The sequence below is a fragment of the Candidatus Deferrimicrobiaceae bacterium genome (assembly GCA_036504035.1).
In the GTDB taxonomy this organism is placed as follows: Bacteria; Desulfobacterota; Deferrimicrobia; order Deferrimicrobiales; family Deferrimicrobiaceae; genus JANXPS01.
Genome location: DASXVV010000011.1, coordinates 56,689 through 74,464, shown reverse-complemented (window position 1 = coordinate 74,464; position 17,776 = coordinate 56,689). Strand labels below are relative to the sequence as shown.

Genomic DNA, 17,776 nt, shown 5'->3' with positions numbered 1-17,776 from the left:
ATGAATCGCACGTCCCGACCGACTGTCCCCGTCGTTACGCTCGCGTTTTGCCTCATGGCTTCCGCGGCGCTCGCCCTGCTGTGCGTGCCGTCCGCCGCCTCCGCTTTCGGAGGACCCGGCGCCAAGGGCTTCGCCGGTTCCGAACGATGCGAAGAGTGCCACGACGAGATCTACAACCAGTGGATCCTGACGCCGCACGCCAACATGCTTCGCGACGCCAAGAAAAACCGCAAGGCGGTCGCGGCCATCGACTTCTCTCGCGTTCCTTTCAAGCGCAAGGACATCAACTGGTCGATCGGCAGCCATTGGGTCCAGAAATACCTCACTCGCATCGACAACGACTATTTCGTCCTGCCCAAGGTCTGGAACCTGGTCGCCGACGACTGGGAACCCTATTCGATGTTCAACTGGCGAGAGAAGCCTTATACCATCTGGTGCGACGGCTGCCACACCACCGGCTTCGATCCCGAGACCAAGTCGTTCACCGAGCCGTCCATCGGATGCGAGTCGTGCCACGGGCCCGGCGACAAACATGCCAAGAGCCAGGCCGCGGCCGACATCGTCAATCCCGCCAAGCTCCCGAAGGACCGTGCCGACATGATCTGCGAGCAGTGCCACACCGACGGGAAAGACACCAAGGCGGGCGGGCAGTTCCCGTTTCCGGCCAATTACCGTCCGGGCAACAATATCGACGACTTCTATACCAACTTCTTTGCCCCGAAGCCCAAGTCCAACCGTTGGTATTGGGGCTCCATGGACTACCTCGAGCGTCATCGCATGTTCATGTTCTGGCAGTCCAAGTTCTATTCCACGGCGCGCGCCTGCGACGTCTGCGGCTTCGACCGCGGCGCCAGCGGTCCGGCCAAGGCCGAGCGTTACATGAGCCGCGACGAATACTGCGGCACGTGTCACCAGAAGATTCTCAAGATCTCAAAGCTCCATTCGCGCCACGACCCGTCCGAGGCCGAGTGCATCGACTGCCATCCGGCTTCGCCCACCAAGGACGGCAAGCGGTACAGCATCCACGATCACAAGTTCGACTTCTCGGGCCCCGAGCTCGAATGCTCCGAGTGCCACGACCTGTCCGACAAGACCGACCGCTACTACCGCAAGCCGGGGTACAAGCACGAGTTCCACTTCACCCGACTCAAGTACGGCGAGCCGATGTCGATGGAAGACGCATGCAAGAAGTGCCATCCCGACAAGGACGCGGCCCAGACTCTCTCCGACTGGAAAAACGCTTCGGCTCCTGCCGGACGCTGAGGAGCCCATGAAGACCGATTCCCTGCTCACCGGGCAGCGGCAGCGCGTGATCGTCTACGCGCTGTTGCTCCTCATCACGCTTCCGATGCTCACCAAGACGTTCACCAGCGACTACGGCACCCATCTCGCGATCGGGCGTCAAATCGTCCAGGCGCTTTCGATTCCCGACAAGGAATTCCTCAACTACCCGTCGCTCGGCATGGAAAATCCGAACGGCGAGTGGGGGTTCGAGGCGCTCCTTTGGATCGTCTTTTCCCTTGGCGGCCAATACGGGCACTACACGGTGTCGTTCCTGTGCTGGGCGGTCGTCTTCGGAATCTTCCTGCTCCTGCACCGCGCGACCGTGCTGCGGGGCGCCAATCCCTACATCGCCGTCGCTGCCATCTTCGCCTTCTCGGGCTTCCTGCGCATCCGAATCCAGCCGCGCCCCGAAATCTTCACCTACCTGTTCACGGCGGCCACCATCTATCTCTTCAGCGAGTATTACTTCGGCGCGCGCAAGAAGCTGATCTACGCGTTTCCCGTCATGGTGCTGGTCTGGGCCAACATGCACCCCACCTACCTCATGGCGTTCGGGCTCGCCTGCGCCTTCGCCGGAGAGCGGTTCCTGCACGCCTTGTTCAAGGGCGAGCTCGATGTCCGGTTTGCCAAGGAAAAATTGCTGATCCCCGCCATCCTCACGATCCTGGCGGGTCTGCTTTGCGGGATCAATCCGCATGGGTGGGACGCCCTGCTGGTTCCTTTGAACCTCATATCACGCAGCAACAGCGCGACCGGAGGCGGCGGGAGCAACCCGGTGCTCATGTCGATTTCCGAGCTTACCCCGGTGCGCGAGACCGGTTTCCTCATCTACTACAAGGCCGCCGCCTGGTTTGCCGTGGCCACGATCTTCATGGGGCTCGTCGGCCGCCGGCTCTACCTGCTCGACGTCGTTCTGTTCGGCATCGCCTTCAAATATTCCTGGGATTCGGCGCGCGCCGTGTCGATGATGGGGCTGTTCCTTTCTCCGGGGGCCTCGCTCCAGATCACCGGATTCCTCGAAGCGGTCGGACGCTGGGTCGCACCCGCCTCCCCGCTCAAACCTAAAAACCTCAAGGCGAAAGACAAGCCGTCGCCTCCTTCTGCTTCCAAGGCCGCCCCGGTCGCCGAACCCGCCCCCGCTGACACACGCCGCTCGCTCGGGCGCAGCGCCGCCATGGGCGTCATCGCCGCATGCCTGCTCGGCTTCGGCGTGCTGACGCTTTCGTTCTCCTTTTCACAACTCGAATACGGCGTTGGGCTCACCGAGCACAAGTTCTCCCTCAAGGCGGGCCAGTTCCTTCGGCAGCTCCCGATCAAGGGGAACATGTTCAACTTCTTCGATATCGGCGGATTCCTCGACTGGCAGCTCTATCCCGGCAAGCTCACCTTCATCGACGGCCGCACTTACAACTCCAAGATATTCATGGATCACCAGATGGGCACCGGCAGCCTGCCGGGCTGGGACGCGATGTTCAACGAGCACGGCATCACCTATGTCGTCCTCAAGACGATGGATTCCTCGGGGATGGTGCTTCCGATCATCTCCACCCTCGCCAACGCTCCCGAGTGGCAGCTCATCTTCGCCGACGGGTTGTTCGTGGTCTTTGCGCGCGACATTCCCGAGAATCACGATTTGATCCGGAAATACGCGCTTCCCAAGAACACGACGCTTCCGAACCAGATCATTCAAGAGGCCTACCATTACATGTACCTCGGCATCTCGCCCGTCGTGGCCTACATGACCATTTCCGACATGTACCAGCTCGTCGGCGACCGGCAGGGCGCCATCGCCGCGCTCCGCAAGGGCGCCGGCGAAGTGGGCGGCGAAGAGGCCAATATGCTCAACGGCCGGCTGCTCCAGATCCAGGGGGGCGGCGCGTTTCGGTGATCTCACAACCGGACATCGGCAAGTCACCACGCGTTCCGCTCTTTTCCGTGATCATCCTGAACTGGAACGGCCGTGCGCTGCTCGAAGAATGTATCGATTCCGTGCTGGGCCAGACCATCGACGACTACGAAACGGTCATCGCCGACAACGGCTCGACCGACGGGTCGGTCGACTATGTCCGCGAGCGGTACGGCGACCGGGTCCGGATCATCGCCCTTCCCGACAACCGCGGTTACGTCGGCGCCTACAACGTCGCCATCCCCCAGACCCGCGGCGAATGGGTCATTCTGCTCAACAACGACACCCGCGTCGAGACCGACTGGCTCGAGGCGTGCGCCGAGGCGGTTCGCAACCATCCCGAGGCGGGGATGTTCACCCCCAAGATTCTCGAATACGACCACCCGGACGTCATCGACAACACGGGGCACGTGATGTATGCCGATGGCATGTCTCGCGGGCGATCGCGTCTCGAAAAAGACGATGGCAGGTTTGACGCCGACGAAGAGGTTTTCTACCCGAGCGGATGCGCGGGAGTCTACAACCGGAAGATGCTCGAACGGATCGGCCTGTTCGACGAGCGCTTCTTCGCGTTCGGCGAAGACACCGATCTCGGGCTACGCGGTCGCGTGGCCGGCTACCCATGCTGGTTCGTCGCGAAAGCCAAGCTTTACCACAAATATTCGGCGACCTGGGGCAAATACTCCCCGGGCAAGGTATTCTTCGTCGAGCGCAACCGGTTCTGGATACTGCTCAAATATTTCCCCGTCAGGGAAATACTGCTTTCCCCCGCCTTTACGATGTGGCGATACATCGCCCATTTTCGCGGGATCCTGAAAAAGCAGGGCGCCACCTACCGATTCACCGAAAGCACATCCAGCTGGAAGCTGTTCTTCACGGTTCTCAAGGCCGAGTTCAGCGCCCTGGCCGGGTTGCCGCACATCCTGTCCGACCGCTACCGGTTCCGGAAGACCCGGGTCCTGTCAGGGGCGGCATTCCGGGATCAACTTCGCCGGTTCGCCATGACGGCCGAGGAAGTCGCGCTTAAAGACTAGCCGCAAACGCGACGAAACGCGTCATCACAAATCTCTTCGGGAGTGAGAACGATGATCAAGGACGTCAAGCTCGAAAACCTGGTCGTGCGCAGCGACGATCGCGGTTATCTGATCGAGATCCTGCGCGCCACCGATCCGCATTTCACGAAATTCGGGCAGGTCTACCTGGTCGGCAACCTGACCCGGGGCACGATCCGCGCATTTCACAAGCACGATGAACTTTGGGACTGGTTCTTCATCTCGCACGGTTGCGCCAAGTTTGCGCTGGTCGACGATCGCCCCGAGAGTCCCACCTACAAGGAAACCAACACGTTCATCATCGGAGACCGCCAGCCGGGACTGCTGGTCGTTCCGCCCGGCGTATACCACGGCTGGATGTCGCTCCAGGACGACACGCAGCTGATCAGCACGGGCAGCGAGGTCTATAATCGCGATAAAACCGACGAAGTCCGTGTCCCATTCGATTCCTTCGGGTACGACTGGTCGGTGCAATTCAAATAAACCGTCACGGGACGCCATCATGCGAATATTGATCATCGGCGGGGCCGGCTATGTCGGGTCCGTGCTCACGCACGAATTGCTGGAACGCGGATACACTGTGCGCGTATTCGACCGGTTGTTCTTCGGAAAGCGGGGCATTGCCGACATCGAGGACCGGATCGATCTCATGGTCGGGGATGTGCGCGATATCCCCGATTCGGCCTACGAAGATGTCGAAGCGGTGGTCAACCTGGGCGGATTATCCAACGACCCGACGGCCGAATACAATCCCAAGGCCAACACGGAAATGAATACGGTGGCAACCCGCAAGAGCGCCGAGGCGGCCATCCGGATGGGGATCGACCGCTATGTGTTCGCCTCCTCCTGCTCGGTCTACTACAGCGCGGCCGGCCTCGAGAAGGAAGACAACCTGCTGAACGAAGAGTCGAAGATCGACCCGAAGGCGGCCTATTCCCGATCGAAGTTCGAAGGCGAGCGCGAATTGCTGGCGCTGGCCGAGAAGCATCCGACATTCTGCCCCGTCATGCTGCGCAAGGGAACCGTGTTCGGTTTTTCCCATCGGATGCGCTATGACCTCGTCGTCAACACGTTCATCAAGGATGCGCTCCGGTCCGGCCGCATCAACCTCCATCTTGGCGGGGAGATGTGGCGCCCCCTGGTCGAGGTGCGCGACGCGGCCCGGGCCTACATCGCCGCGCTCCAGGCCGATTCGTCGGCGGTGCGCGCCCAGATCTTCAACGTCGCCTACCGGAACTTCCGCATCTCCGAGCTGGCGCTCCGCACGCGCGAGGCGCTTCGCGCACAGGGGGTCACGGTCGATCTTTATCCCGATTTCCAGTACAAGGGGGTTCGCTCCTACCGGGTCGACACCGACAAGATCCGTCGGGTCCTGGGGTTCGAGCCGGCCGTCACGGTCGAGGAATCGGTGGTCAACATCCTGACGCAGATCCGGGCCAACGGGATGACCGACTACGACAATCCGCTCTACTACAATATTTCGTGGATGAAACTGCTCGAGGAATCCGAGCGGATCATCGCGGTCAACGGAAAGGTCTTCTGATCGATGGCCGCTCGCGTCCTCCTGATCGGCGCCAACGGGCAGCTGGGTTCCGACATCGCGGCGGTCCTGGCTGCCGATCCCGGGTTCGATTGCGTCGGCCTGACGCACGACCGGCTCGAAATCGGCCGGAAAGACGCCGTGGTCGAGGCCGTCCGGGAATACAGGCCCGACATCGTCATCAACACTGCGGCCTTCCATAACCTCGACCGGTGCGAAGAGGAAGCGGCGTTGGCGTTCGACGTGAACGCGGTTGCGGTCAAGGGGCTGGCGCAGGTTTGCGCCGATTCCGGGGCGACGCTGGTCCATTTCAGCACCGATTACGTGTTCGGGGGGGCGCGAAGCACGCCGTGGCACGAGTCCGATATGCCGTGCCCCTTGAACGTCTACGGCATTTCAAAACTGGCGGGCGAACTCGCGGTCGCGGCGTATTCCGAAAAGCATTACGTCCTTCGCGTGTCCGGACTCTACGGGAAAACCGGGCCGCGCGGCAAGGGGTTCAACTTCCCCGACCTGATGATCAGGCTGGCGCGCGAGCGTGGCGAACTCAAGGTCGTCGACGACCAGGTCTTGACCCCGACCGCCACCTTGAGCATCGCCCTGCGGATACCCGGGCTGCTCAACCGGGTGCCTTACGGCCTTTATCACTTCACCGACGAGGGCGCGTGTTCCTGGTTCGAATTCGCGGCGAAGGTCATCGAGCTTGCCGGCATTCCCGCCACCATGACCGCCGTGAAAACCGGGTTCTTCGGAGAGAAAACGCAACGCCCGGCCTACTCGGTCCTGTCGAAGGATTCCATCCGACGCTTCCTGCCGCACGATCTGCTTCCATCCTGGGAGCAATCGCTCGCCCGTTACATCGAAGGTCGATGATACTGCCGAAAATCGCGATCGTGACGCCGTCGTCCCGAGCCGGGGTTCCGACGTCGTGAACTTGTTGATCGTCACGCCGTTTCTTCCGTTCGAGGGCGTTTCGCACGCCGGCGGGAAACTGGTCCATTTCCTCCTCAAGTCCTTGGCCGAAAGGCACGCGATCCACCTCGTCACCCGATATTACCCGGGGGAGGAACGGCATTTTCCCGCCCTGCGGAACATGCTGGCCGGTTTCGACGCCGTGCCGGCCGACGCGCCCTTGCAGGCCGGCTCCACGATTTCCGTCCTCAGGACGATCGGGTCCTATCTGCGGCTGGCGCGGCGCGCATCCGAAGTCGCGCGGTCCGGCCGGTTCGACGCCTGCCAGGTCGAGCATACCGAGACGGCGATCTTCTGGCGCCCCCCCGCGGGGCTGCCCGCTGTCCTCACGCTGCACGACGTCATCGCAAAGCCCGCGTTCCGGGTATTCGAGTCCGCACGGGGGCCCCTGGCAAAGTCGAGGGCCTGGATGGCGTACCGGATCAAAAGCATGGCCGAGCGGCGCGCCGTTGCCCGTTTCGGGAAGATCCTCGTGCTGTCGGAAGAAGACCGCCGTTGGGCGGAACGCCTCTACGGCTTGCCCCGGATCGAAGTCCTCCGCTATCCGGGCGGGGTCGATTTCACGGGGCTTGCGCGCCGAGAGGCGCCGGGCCGCGTCCTGTTTGCGGGTGCGCTCAACCGGCCCCAGAACATCGATGCCGTCCGGTACTTCGTCGAAAAAGTCTGGCCGGCGATTTCCGCTTCTCACCCCGCCGCCGAGTTCCTCGTCGCAGGCGGCGGTTGTCCCGAGGCGCTTCGATCCGAATTGACCCGGACGCCGGGCGTCCGGCTGACCGGGTACGTCGACAGCCTAGAGGCGGTCTACGCGACCGCATCCGTGTTCGTGGCGCCGATCCTGTTGGGCGGGGGGGTGATCGTCAAGATCCTCGATGCGCTTTCCATGGGGCTTCCCGTAGTCACCACGACGTATGGCAACGAGGGCATCGACGCGGCGGACGGCGACGAGCTGCTGGTCGCCGACGATCCGGAGGCGTTCGCAGCGAAAGTGTGCGCGCTCCTGGACGACGCGCCGCTCCGGCAGCGCATCGGCGGGAACGGCCTCGCCTTCGCGCGGTCCCGCTTCTCTCACGACGGGTTCTTGAGGACGGTCGAAGGCGCCCTGGCCGAGGCGGGCGGGAAGTGATCCCCGTCGAGGAGACGACATGACGATTCCGGCCGAACCGATGTCCGGCGGTCTCCGGCTGAAGGGGGTCTCCCCGCGCCGCACGCCGAATGGCCCGTTGATCACCGTCGTGACCGTCGTCCGGGACGGCGAGGCCCATATCGAGCAGGCCATCCGCAGCGTCCTTTCGCAGGCCTACGGAAACGTCGAGTACATCGTCCTTGACGGCGGATCGACCGACCGGACGCCCGAAATCATCCGGCGCTACGAGGACCGGATCGCCTATTGGGCCAGCGAGCCCGATCAGGGGATCTACGATGCGATGAACAAGGGCATCGGGCTCTCGACCGGCGACCTCATCGGGTTCCTCAACAGCGACGACTGGTACGCCGAGGATACCCTTGCCGACGTGGCGGCCATCTGGAATAGCGAAGAAGGGGCGGGGCGGGTGATCGCCGGGCGATGGCGAATCGTCATCGAGGACATGGATTTCACCATCGAGTCGAGCCCCTCGTTCGATTTCAGCAAGGGGATGCCGTTCAGCCACCAGGCGATGTTCATCCCGAAGGCGGCTTACGATTCGGTCGGGCTCCACGACCTGAAATACCGGTATGCGGCCGACCTCGACATGGTGTTGCGGTTGTATACCGGCGGGGTGCCCTTTGTCCTGTCCGACAGGGTGCTGGCCAACTTCCGGACGTCGGGGGCCAGCGACCGTTATTATCGGGAGAGCCTCCGGGAGGCGACCGAGACCATGCGGCGGCACATGCCCATCCGGACTTATGCCGCCTTCCGTCTTTTCAGGGCGCGGTACGACCTGATGAAGCGCTTTTCCGCCCTGATCGAGCGGGTCGCCGGAAAGACGGCTTCCGATCGGCTGAAATCGGCCTACTTCCGACTCAAGGCAAGATATTCCCGGTCCTGGCAAATCCGGTAGCGGTGAAGGCCGCGCCCGGCCCCGGTCAGATCAGCGTGAAATGCGGCATCGGCACGATGAAGCGGCCGCCGCCCAACAGGAATTCCTTCTCCCTCGCTTGAAACTCTTCGAGAAAGTGCCACGGCAGCACGAGGAAATAATCGGGCTTCGCCGCGCGCGCTGCTTCTTCCGACACGATGGGAATGCGCGTGCCCACGGTCACCCGCCCGAACTTGTCTTTGTTGCGCTCGGCCGCGCCCGCGATGAGCTTGTGGTCGAGGCCGTAGTACTGGAGCAGCGTGTTGCCCTTCGTCGAGGCGCCGTAGACGTAGACCTTCTTCCCCTTGGCGACTTCGGCCGAGATGAAGTCGACGAGGTCGCCCTTGATGCGGTCGACCCAGGTGGCGAACTCGAGGTAGGGAACGTTTGTGTCGAGTCCGAGCCGGGCTTCCTCTTCGCGGAACGCAGCCACGCGGTCGGCCGCCAGCTCGCGGTAGGTCTCGTCGGCGAAGGAATGCGGGTCGGCGGCGCGGTTGCGGATGTAGGCGCGCATGCTGCCGCCGTTGACGTCGTTCATCTCGAGGTCGACGACCTCGAAGTCGTGGCGCTGCAGCAGGTATTCGAACGAGTGGAGCGAATAATATTCGAGATGCTCGTGGCAGACGTTGCCCAGCTCGTTGGTCTTGAGCATGAGCGGCAGGTAGCTCATCTGCACGATCCACAGGCCGTCTTGGTGCATGACCTTCTTGATGTCGCCCACGAACTTGTTGGGGTCTTCGAGGTCGTAGAACATGGCGATGCTGGTGACGACCTTGGGGCGGTGATTTGCGAGCTCGGGGGCGGCCAGGAACGGCTCGGCCTCGAAGTAGCCGAGCTTGTGGTAATCGGCGATCTTCCGCGAGTACTGCGCCAGGTTTTCGGCCGGATCGAAGCCGATCTTGAAGATGTCGCCGGTCTTGTAGGAGCCCAGAAGCGTGCCGTCGTTGCAGCCGATGTCGAGCACCGAGTCGCCCGCCTTCAGGTGGACGAGATGCTCGGCCGTGTTGGCGATGTCGGCCAGGGCGGTGCGCATGGTCTGGTTCGTGCCCGACCGGTACCAGTAGTTCTGGTACATCGCCTCGCCGGGCACGGTGTGCTTGAGCTGAAGCAGACGGCAACGGCGGCACAGCACCAGCTCGAGCGGGGCCTTCGTGCCGTCGGGATCGCCGGGAGCGGGGAAGTCGGAGACGTAAGTGTCGCCCAGCGACAGGATCGGTTCGAGCGCGCCTTCGCAAACGCGGCAGGTGGTCCGGGTGATCATCTGGTCAATTTCTCCCTTGAACGAAAAATGTGTGATTTATGATAAACCATCAGCCGTTGTTTGGGGACTCCAGATCGGCCTCGACCATCATCCTCACCAGCTCCCGGAACGTCACCTGGGGTGACCAGCCGAGCAGTCGCCGCGCTTTGTCTGCGTTCCCGACCGGCAGCGTCGCCTCGGGCAGCCGGGGGGTGGTTTCCGCCTCCTGCACGACGTGGTCCTCATAATGCAGCCCCACGCAGGCGAACGCCTCCGCACAAAGCTCGCGGACCGAGTGCGTCTGCCCTGTCGCGAGGACGTAATCGCCGGCCTGTTCGGCCTGCAGCATCAGCCACATCCCCCGGACGAAATCGCCCGCATACGCCCAGTCGCGCCGGGCATCGAGATTGCCCAGCCGCAGCTCTTTCTGGCGCCCCAGCCGGATCATGGCCGCGGCCCGGGTAATTTTCCGGAACACGAATTCGGCTTTCCGCCGGGGGCTTTCGTGGTTGTAGAGGATGCCGGCGCAGGCGAACAGCCCGTGCCGCTCGCGGTAGTAGCCCGTGATCCAGTGCGCGTAGGCCTTGGCGTAGCCGTAAGGGTTGTTGGGCCGGAACGGCGTCGACTCGTCCTGGGGCGATTCGGCCGCGTAGCCGAACATCTCCCGACTTCCGGCCTGGAAGAAGCGGATCAAAGGGTCGGTCACGCGGATGGCCTCGAGAAGCCGGGCGACGCCGATGCCGAGCGATTCGCCCGTCCAGACCGGTTGGTCGAATGCGGCCGCCAGCGACGAGTGTGCGGCCAAGTTATAGACTTCGTCGGGCCGCACGTTGCGCAGGAGGGTTTCGAGCTGCCCTTGATCGAGCAGGTCGGCCTGGTGGATTTCGACGCGGTCGCGGAACTTCCGGAGATGTTCGTAATCGGCAACGACGGGATCGTGTACGGTCCCCGCTACCCGGTAGCCGGTTTCGATGAGTCGTTCGGCCAGGTAGGAGCCGTCCTGCCCGGCGATGCCCGTGATCAATGCGGTTTTCAATAGATGCCTCCTGGAGCCATTGCCTTTTGGCCTATCCCGGACAGGGCGATTACCCCGGCCCGAGCCTGGGCACCGATTCGAGCAGCCGGGCGATCGGCACGGCGGTGATCCTTTCCGCGAGGAAAAATTCATGTTCTCCGGCGTGAACGACGAAAAGTGCATCGAGTTCAAGATCGGCAAGCGCCGAGCGCATGGACGGTGTGACGCGCGGGGCATCGGTCCGCTTGAATTCGAATCCGATTCGGGCATTGCCGCGGACCAACAGCAGGTCGAGTTCGGCGCCTCCGTGTGTCCCCCAGAAGTGGCATTCTTCGGGACGAGCGCCGGTATGCGCGATAACTTCCTGAAGGGCGAATCCTTCCCACGAGGCCCCGAGGCGCGGATGGCCGAGGAGCGCGTCTTTCGTCTCGAGTTGCAGCAGGGTGTGCAGAAGTCCGCTGTCCGTGAAGTAGATTTTCGGAGATTTCACCTGGCGTTTTCCGAGATTCGCGTGCCATGGGGGGAGCTGTCGAATGACATATGTGGCTGTCAACAGATCGAGATAGCGACGGACGGTATGTTCGCCGACGCCGAATGAGCGGGCAAATTCCGCCCCGTTCCAGAGTTGTCCGTGGCAGTGCGCCAGCATGGACCAGAAGCGGCGAAGCGTTGCGGCGGGAATCCGGATACCGAGTTGCGGGATGTCGCGTTCGAGAAAGGTGCGAACGAAACCGCGGCGCCATTCTGCGCTGGCCGGGTTGCCGGGCGCAAGGAACGACTTCGGAAAACCGCCTCGAAGCCACAACCGGTCATAAGCTTCGCCGCCGACTTCCGACAGGTTGAAACCGGCAAGATGAACGAACTGGATGCGGCCGGCGAGACTTTCGGAAGAATTCCGGATCAGCTCGGGCGAGGCGCTGCCGAGAAGGAGGAAGCGGGCAGGCGTGCCGGGTCGGTCGGCCAGTACCCGCAGCAGCGGGAAGAGGTCTGGCCGAAGCTGGATTTCGTCAAGCACCACGAGACCGCGAAGCGCTCGCAAGGTAAGCGACGGCTCGGAGAGACGGCTTTGATCCGCAGGATCTTCGAGGTCGAAAAATGTGGTTTTCGACCCCCGCCACCCGGCGGCGAGCTGGCGGGCCAGGGTGCTTTTCCCCACCTGTCGCGCGCCCAGCAACCCCACGACGGGCGAGTGAGCGAGGGCGGTTTTGACCATTTTCAATGCCTTTTCACGTGCGATCATGGGACACATATTACCATGAAATCATGTAGGCCTGGTGGCGTGATTTCAATCTTTAGCGGCGACTTTGCGAGGCCCGGGGCAGGAAGCCGACCGGATATGCCGGGGCGCCTCTACGACAGACCGGCCAGCGCTTCGGCCATTTCGCGGACGCCGATCGCCTCGATGCCTTTCCCCTTCGTGTAGCGATCATCCCCCGAATACACGACAAACGCCTTGTCGGGCCGGATGTCCTCCAGCGCGACGTGAAAGCCTTTTTCGATCTTCGGCACTCCGCCCCGCTTGATCTTGATCGCCCAAGTCCGGTTGTCGGGCAATTCCAGCAGCAGGTCGATCTCGGCGCCGGAGGAAGTCCTGTAGAAACTTGCCTCGGTTCGATCCGGCGCGACGCGAAGCAGATTTTCGATGACGAACCCTTCCCAGCTCGCCCCGCAGACCGGATGGCCCAGGACGGCATCCTCGGTATCCAGGCGCAGAAGCGCGTGCAGGATCCCGCTGTCCCGGACATAGGTCTTCGGCGATTTGACGAGCCGCTTGCCGGCGTTGGCATGGAAGGGGGGGAGTCGGCGAACCAGCAGCAGGTCCACCATGAGATCGAGATACTTCGCGACCGTCTTGCCGTCGACGGCCAGACTCCGGGCGAGTTGGGCGGCATTCAGCAGCGCGCCTTGCGAATGCGCCAGCATGGTCCAGAAACGGCGCAAGGTTTCCGCCGGGATGCGCGGTCCCAGTTGCGGGATATCCCGCTCAAGGTTAGTCCGGATGAAATTTTCCCGCCAGGCGGCGCTCTGGCGATCGTTGGCAGCCAGGAAACTGCGCGGGAACCCGCCCCGGATCCAGAGCGGCGACGCATGTCCTGGATCGATTTCCAGCACATCGAGAGGCGCCAGTTCGGCATAGGCGATCCGCCCCGCCAGGCTTTCGCCGGACTGTCGAAGGAGGTCGATCGAAGCGGATCCCAGCAACAGGAACCGTCCCGAAGTCCGCCCGGCCAGGATGCCATCGTCGATCAGGCCCCGCAACGTCCGGAAAAGGCCCGGGGCGCGCTGGACCTCGTCGAGGATGACGAGCTTGCCCGACTGACCTTCCAGGTAGCCACGGGCGTCGCCGAGCTTTTCGAGATCGTGGGGATTTTCGAGATCGAGATAGACCGTTTCGGCGATGCCGGCGAGCGTCCGGGCCAGCGTCGTCTTTCCGACCTGCCTTGGCCCCAGCAGGGCGACGGCCGGGAACTGGCGGATCAGATCCTGAAGACGCTTGGCAGATCGACGGGCAATCATGCTTGCAATTATGGACTAATAGTCCATGAATGCAAGGATAAGTGCGAAGAGATCACCCCTGCTAAAGTCCGGGCCCCATCGAGCAGGTTCCGGACCGTTTCTCCGAGCACGTCGCACCGGTTACGCGTGGTGATGCAGAAGGAGAGGCGGATCCCGCTCAGGCCTTGCCTCGGGACGTACGGCTTGACGTTCCACGAAACGATGCCCGCAGGATGTCGCATTCCTTTTTCGGTATCCCGCATCCCCGAAAATGATCTTGCCAACCCGAGACGGTTTCGGCCATCGACGCGATCACCCCGCCGGCCTCCTCACCCGATAAGCCGAATCGCGCGGCGCGGCTCAGCGCGTTTTCGGGCGTGGCTTCCCGCCCATGTGCTCCGACCGACATGGCGAGCCGGAATTGCGTCCCCACGCCGGGTTGCGTCAGCGAGGGAACGATGTCGTAGGCCGGAGAGAGCCGCAACAAACCGTCCTTCTCGACGAGAAAGGCGTGATTGCGGGGATGATCGTCCGTGTTCCTGACGAAAATATTGAAAATCATCCGTCGATACAACTCACGGAGATCCGAGGGCGGTGTGTGTCGGCGCATCGTGTCGGCGATTGCGGTGTAGTCCCACTTCTGCCGATCGCGCTCGTCCCACTGCATCAGCGAAAGTGCGCTCAGGAAGCCGGTCCGCAGCCACCCTCCATCGCCTTTTTCCCGGTCGAAACGCCGGATCAGGAACACGTTCCTGTTTCCGATCGTCATGAGGTGTGTGTCGGGGATCTGGATCCCGCATCGGCGGGCGAGCGTCATCGTGGCGTATTCGATTCGGGGTATGTCGAGCGAGTCGTCTTTCGCGGGAAATTTCGCGATCCACAGGGCGTCATTCCATTCGACGACGCATTTCGGCCGGGCCCCCCCCATGCTGGTTCCTTGGCGGAGAATTTGGAGCAGGTGCGTCTCGACCGGTTCGTGCGCTTCGATTTTTCCGGCAACGTCGATGATGTTTGCGAGTTGATCGAAATGAGGCGGACCCAAGGCCGGTTCCGGATCTTCCGAAGACAGGCGAAAATCGATATTGCCGACCCGGGTGGCGTTTGCGGCGACCAGAAAGTCGATTTCCGATAGCGCCTCGGGGGCAGTCCCGGCTTCGGCGGCGATGACAATCCGCCCCCAGTAATCGGGCGACGCATCGCGAAAGGCGCCGTACAACCCGCCGTTGGTTGTAATCTCACGCGGCCGCAAGCCAAGCGGCAGTGCGATCGGGTCGACCGGAAGCGCATTTCCGCGATCGAGATATCGCCGCCCATAAGCGAAGGCGCCGATGCCGGCGTCATCGTCATGGGTGAAAATTCCGGCCGGGACCGCTGTCGTTTCCCCCGGCAAGTAGATGAAAACCGTTAGGCGACGCACGGGCATCGTCAAAAATCCGGATCGTCGTCCGGGTTAGCGGAAGGCCGGATGCGGAGCGGGAGGCGCTGCCGCTCGCGGAAAAGCCCGACTTCGTCTCGTTCGGGAACGGCGACCTCCAGAAGGGATTTGTCGAGGCCCAGGACCCAGAGCGCCGACGCGAATACGCCAAGAGAGACGCCGGGATCACCTTTTTCGAGCCGGGAAACCGTTTTTCGGGTAACGAACATTCGCGATGCAAGCTCCTGGATGGTCATTGCACGCCGCTTCCGGGCAATCCGGATCCGTTCGCCGAGAAGGGTGACCACCCGAGAGACATCCGGCAGAAGTGCTTGACTTCCTAGCAGCAAATGAGTCATACATGACCCCTTAAACGACATAAGGGTAATTATAAGACTAATTGGGGCGGGATGCCAGCGATTCAAAAAAGGGGCAGGGTTATCGCATGTTCTCGCACTGGTGCGTCTGATCAGCACGCCGCCGTAACAAGTTGACGTTGCCGGTCACCGGCACGCGAATGTATAATATAATTGACATCAAGGTCTGGTCGGGAAAGAGGCGTTCGTGGAACTTTACGCGATCGGGAAAATCGTTCGGGAGGAACGCCTGAAGGAGCACCTCACGCAGGCGCGTCTTGCGGAACTTGCCGGCGTCTCCCGGGCGACGCTGAACAGTCTCGAAAAAGGGACCAAAAACGAACTGGGGTTCGCAAAACTCGACAAGATTCTGGGCATAGTCGGATATGACCTTGCTCCCGTCCGGTCGCCACGGAACGCCAGCCGAGTGGGGGGAATCCTTCGCCGGATGGCCGGGCGTTACATCTGGTGGCAGCCGCCAGTCGAATCAGTCAAGACCCCGCTTCGGGTGATCGCACAGGTAATGGATGTCGGGACACTCGAAGACATCCAGGAACTCGCCGGGGTGCTCGGGAAAAGAGCGTTCATCGACGTCCTCAGGCAGGCGCGCCCCGGTTGGTTCCGCCCGAGATCATGGGCGCTCTGGCACACCGTTCTGGGTTTCGATCCACCTGTGGAGATTCCCCCGATGCCGACGAGGAGGCGCGATGGTCTTCCAGACCCGGCCTGACATCCTTCCCGCTGCCCAGAAAAAACTGTGGCCGCTGCTCGCGCCTCTGTCGGGGATGGGGTATTGCCTCTACGGAGGAACGGCGCTGGCATTGCGGTTCGGGCACAGGCAATCGATTGATTTCGACTTTTTCAGCGACCGCCTTCTCGACCGGACTCTTCTTGAATCCCTCCCGTGGATCGGGGATGCAACGGTTCTCCAGGACGAACCTGGGACCTATGTCGTTCTCGCCGTTCCACCGAAGTCGCGGGCTGGCGTGAAGGTCTCTTTCTTCGGAGGGTTGAAAATCGGGAGAGTGGGGGTACCGGAGCGTTCAAGTGACGGGGTGATCCTGGCCGCTTCGATCAGGGATCTGCTGGCCACCAAGCTGAAAGCGCTATTCGATCGTGTCGAGCCGAAGGATTATCTCGATGTCGCGGAAATCCTGGGAAATGGCGGGAGCCTCCTCCAAGGTCTTTCCGACGCGATCACCCTTTTCGGGAAATCCTTCTCGCCCGCCGAATGTCTTCGCATCCTCTGCTGGTTCAATGAACCCGAACTGGTTTCTCTGCCGGATCGGTGCAGGCAATCGTTGCAAGCTTCCGTCAGGGCCGCATGGGACAAACCGCTCCCTCCATCGGAAAAAACGGGGGCTTCGCTGGTCATTTGATCTTCGGCGCGGGGATTCCGTCCCCAAGAGTGCCGAGTTCGTTTCCGTTCTGCTACCATGGCTTGCGGAGGGATATCCACCCATGAACCTAGGTCCCAAGGTCTCCATCTGCATCCCGGTCTACAACGCGTCGGCGCATATCGACCAGGCGATGGCCACCGTCCTGTACCAGGATTATCCGAACCGGGAAATCGTCGTGGTCGACGACGCTTCGAAGGACGATTCCTGGGACCGGCTGCAGAAATATGCGGGAGCGCCCGGCGTCCGGCTCTACCGGAACCCCGACAACCTCGGGATCGGCGGCAACTGGAACCGGTGCGTCGAGCTTGCCGAAGGCGAATACATCAAGTTCGTGCATTGCGACGACCTCTGTTACACGGATTGCGTCTCGACCCTGGTTGCCGCGGCCATGGCGCATCCGGAGGCGGGGCTGGTCTTTTCGGCCCGGGATTTCCTGCTGCACGACCTTCTCCCCGGCGAGGCCAACGTCGCGAACCTTCGCTTCCTGCTGGGCGTCCATGCGCGGCAGAAGGAACTGGCCCCGGGGCTGAACACCGGCAGCAAGGTGCTGAACACGCTGTTCCCGGGCCTCGAAAACGTCGTCGGCGAACCCACCAACACGCTGATCCGGAAAAGCGCGCTCGGGCGGATCGGCGGATTCGACGTCCGCTTCCGGCAACTGATCGACATCGACGGCTGGATCCGGCTGCTGCTCGATTCCGATGCCGTGTTCGTTCCCAGGTTCTTGAGCCAGTGGCGGGTCCATGAAGGGCAAACGTCACAGGTCAACGCAGCGGAGGGGCGGGTGATCCCGGAGCTGTGCCTCCTGTTCATGAAGCACGCGGACCGGCTCAAGGGGATCCTCGACAGTGCGTCGCATTCCCGTTTCGCCTGGACCACCCTGATGCTGCTGCTCGTCCGGAAAAAGGCATGTTTGAACGGCATGACCGGCGAGGAATACGCATGCACGCGCTCGGCGGCCTGGCGGGCGCAAGGAGGTGTCGGCGGAATGGTGGCGGGGGCAGTGCGGTATTTGCTGCGGTCATGCTAGCGCGAATCTGGCCG

17 protein-coding genes are annotated in these 17,776 nt (G+C 62.3%); 11 read left to right on the top strand and 6 right to left on the bottom strand.

All coding sequences use genetic code 11. The annotated features are described in order from the left end of the window. Genes VGK27_09425 through VGK27_09390 form a run of 8 tightly spaced genes read left to right on the top strand, consistent with a single transcriptional unit; the run spans nt 1 to nt 8,793 of the window. On the top strand, nt 1-1,263 hold the full coding sequence (locus tag VGK27_09425) for a multiheme c-type cytochrome (GenBank protein ID HEY3490326.1): 1,263 nt from the start codon (nt 1-3) through the stop codon (nt 1,261-1,263). Nucleotides 1,264-1,270: 7 nt separating this feature from the next. After that, nucleotides 1,271-3,172, top strand: coding sequence for a hypothetical protein (locus VGK27_09420; GenBank protein ID HEY3490325.1), 1,902 nt, complete (start codon nt 1,271-1,273; stop codon nt 3,170-3,172). Next, entirely contained in the window at nt 3,169-4,224 is a 1,056-nt protein-coding gene (locus VGK27_09415) for a glycosyltransferase family 2 protein (GenBank protein HEY3490324.1), read from the top strand. The genes VGK27_09420 and VGK27_09415 overlap by 4 nt, the downstream gene beginning before the upstream one ends. Before the next feature lie 51 nt (nt 4,225-4,275). Beyond that, entirely contained in the window at nt 4,276-4,725 is a 450-nt protein-coding gene (locus VGK27_09410) for a dTDP-4-dehydrorhamnose 3,5-epimerase family protein (protein ID HEY3490323.1), read from the top strand. A 19-nt stretch (nt 4,726-4,744) separates the two neighbouring features. Beyond that, entirely contained in the window at nt 4,745-5,785 is a 1,041-nt protein-coding gene (locus VGK27_09405) for an SDR family oxidoreductase (protein HEY3490322.1), read from the top strand. Between the two features lie 3 nt (nt 5,786-5,788). Then, nucleotides 5,789-6,655: a dTDP-4-dehydrorhamnose reductase gene (rfbD, locus tag VGK27_09400; protein ID HEY3490321.1), complete on the top strand. Its 867-nt coding sequence runs from the start codon at nt 5,789-5,791 to the stop codon at nt 6,653-6,655. Nucleotides 6,656-6,710: 55 nt separating this feature from the next. Continuing rightward, nucleotides 6,711-7,877: a glycosyltransferase family 4 protein gene (locus VGK27_09395; protein HEY3490320.1), complete on the top strand. Its 1,167-nt coding sequence runs from the start codon at nt 6,711-6,713 to the stop codon at nt 7,875-7,877. A 19-nt stretch (nt 7,878-7,896) separates the two neighbouring features. Next, nucleotides 7,897-8,793 (top strand): glycosyltransferase family 2 protein, encoded by an 897-nt coding sequence (locus VGK27_09390; protein HEY3490319.1) that lies wholly within the window; start codon nt 7,897-7,899, stop codon nt 8,791-8,793. Nucleotides 8,794-8,818: 25 nt separating this feature from the next. On the opposite strand, the gene VGK27_09385 is transcribed toward VGK27_09390, so the two are convergent. The 6 genes from VGK27_09385 to VGK27_09360 form a co-directional block, all read right to left on the bottom strand. Then, complete coding sequence (locus VGK27_09385) at nt 8,819-10,072, bottom strand: class I SAM-dependent methyltransferase (protein ID HEY3490318.1); 1,254 nt, start codon at nt 10,070-10,072, stop codon at nt 8,819-8,821. A 49-nt stretch (nt 10,073-10,121) separates the two neighbouring features. Beyond that, nucleotides 10,122-11,087 (bottom strand): GDP-mannose 4,6-dehydratase, encoded by a 966-nt coding sequence (locus VGK27_09380; protein HEY3490317.1) that lies wholly within the window; start codon nt 11,085-11,087, stop codon nt 10,122-10,124. 49 nt (nt 11,088-11,136) lie between these two features. Further along, nucleotides 11,137-12,279: an ATP-binding protein gene (locus VGK27_09375; GenBank protein ID HEY3490316.1), complete on the bottom strand. Its 1,143-nt coding sequence runs from the start codon at nt 12,277-12,279 to the stop codon at nt 11,137-11,139. 137 nt (nt 12,280-12,416) lie between these two features. Then, entirely contained in the window at nt 12,417-13,583 is a 1,167-nt protein-coding gene (locus tag VGK27_09370) for an ATP-binding protein (protein ID HEY3490315.1), read from the bottom strand. 157 nt (nt 13,584-13,740) lie between these two features. Next, nucleotides 13,741-14,985, bottom strand: a complete 1,245-nt coding sequence (locus tag VGK27_09365) for a HipA domain-containing protein (GenBank protein ID HEY3490314.1) — start codon at nt 14,983-14,985, stop codon at nt 13,741-13,743. Between the two features lie 2 nt (nt 14,986-14,987). Then, complete coding sequence (locus VGK27_09360) at nt 14,988-15,284, bottom strand: helix-turn-helix transcriptional regulator (GenBank protein ID HEY3490313.1); 297 nt, start codon at nt 15,282-15,284, stop codon at nt 14,988-14,990. Nucleotides 15,285-15,540: 256 nt separating this feature from the next. On the opposite strand from VGK27_09360, the gene VGK27_09355 reads away from it, so the two are divergent. The 3 genes from VGK27_09355 to VGK27_09345 all read left to right on the top strand — a co-directional run bounded on the left by VGK27_09355 (nt 15,541) and on the right by VGK27_09345 (nt 17,762). Next, the gene (locus VGK27_09355; protein ID HEY3490312.1) at nt 15,541-16,062 is read left to right on the top strand and encodes a helix-turn-helix transcriptional regulator; all 522 of its coding nucleotides are present in this window, start codon (nt 15,541-15,543) and stop codon (nt 16,060-16,062) included. Continuing rightward, on the top strand, nt 16,040-16,711 hold the full coding sequence (locus VGK27_09350) for a nucleotidyl transferase AbiEii/AbiGii toxin family protein (GenBank protein ID HEY3490311.1): 672 nt from the start codon (nt 16,040-16,042) through the stop codon (nt 16,709-16,711). The genes VGK27_09355 and VGK27_09350 overlap by 23 nt, the downstream gene beginning before the upstream one ends. Before the next feature lie 82 nt (nt 16,712-16,793). Continuing rightward, nucleotides 16,794-17,762, top strand: coding sequence for a glycosyltransferase (locus VGK27_09345; GenBank protein ID HEY3490310.1), 969 nt, complete (start codon nt 16,794-16,796; stop codon nt 17,760-17,762). The last annotated feature ends 14 nt before the right edge of the window (nt 17,763-17,776 follow it).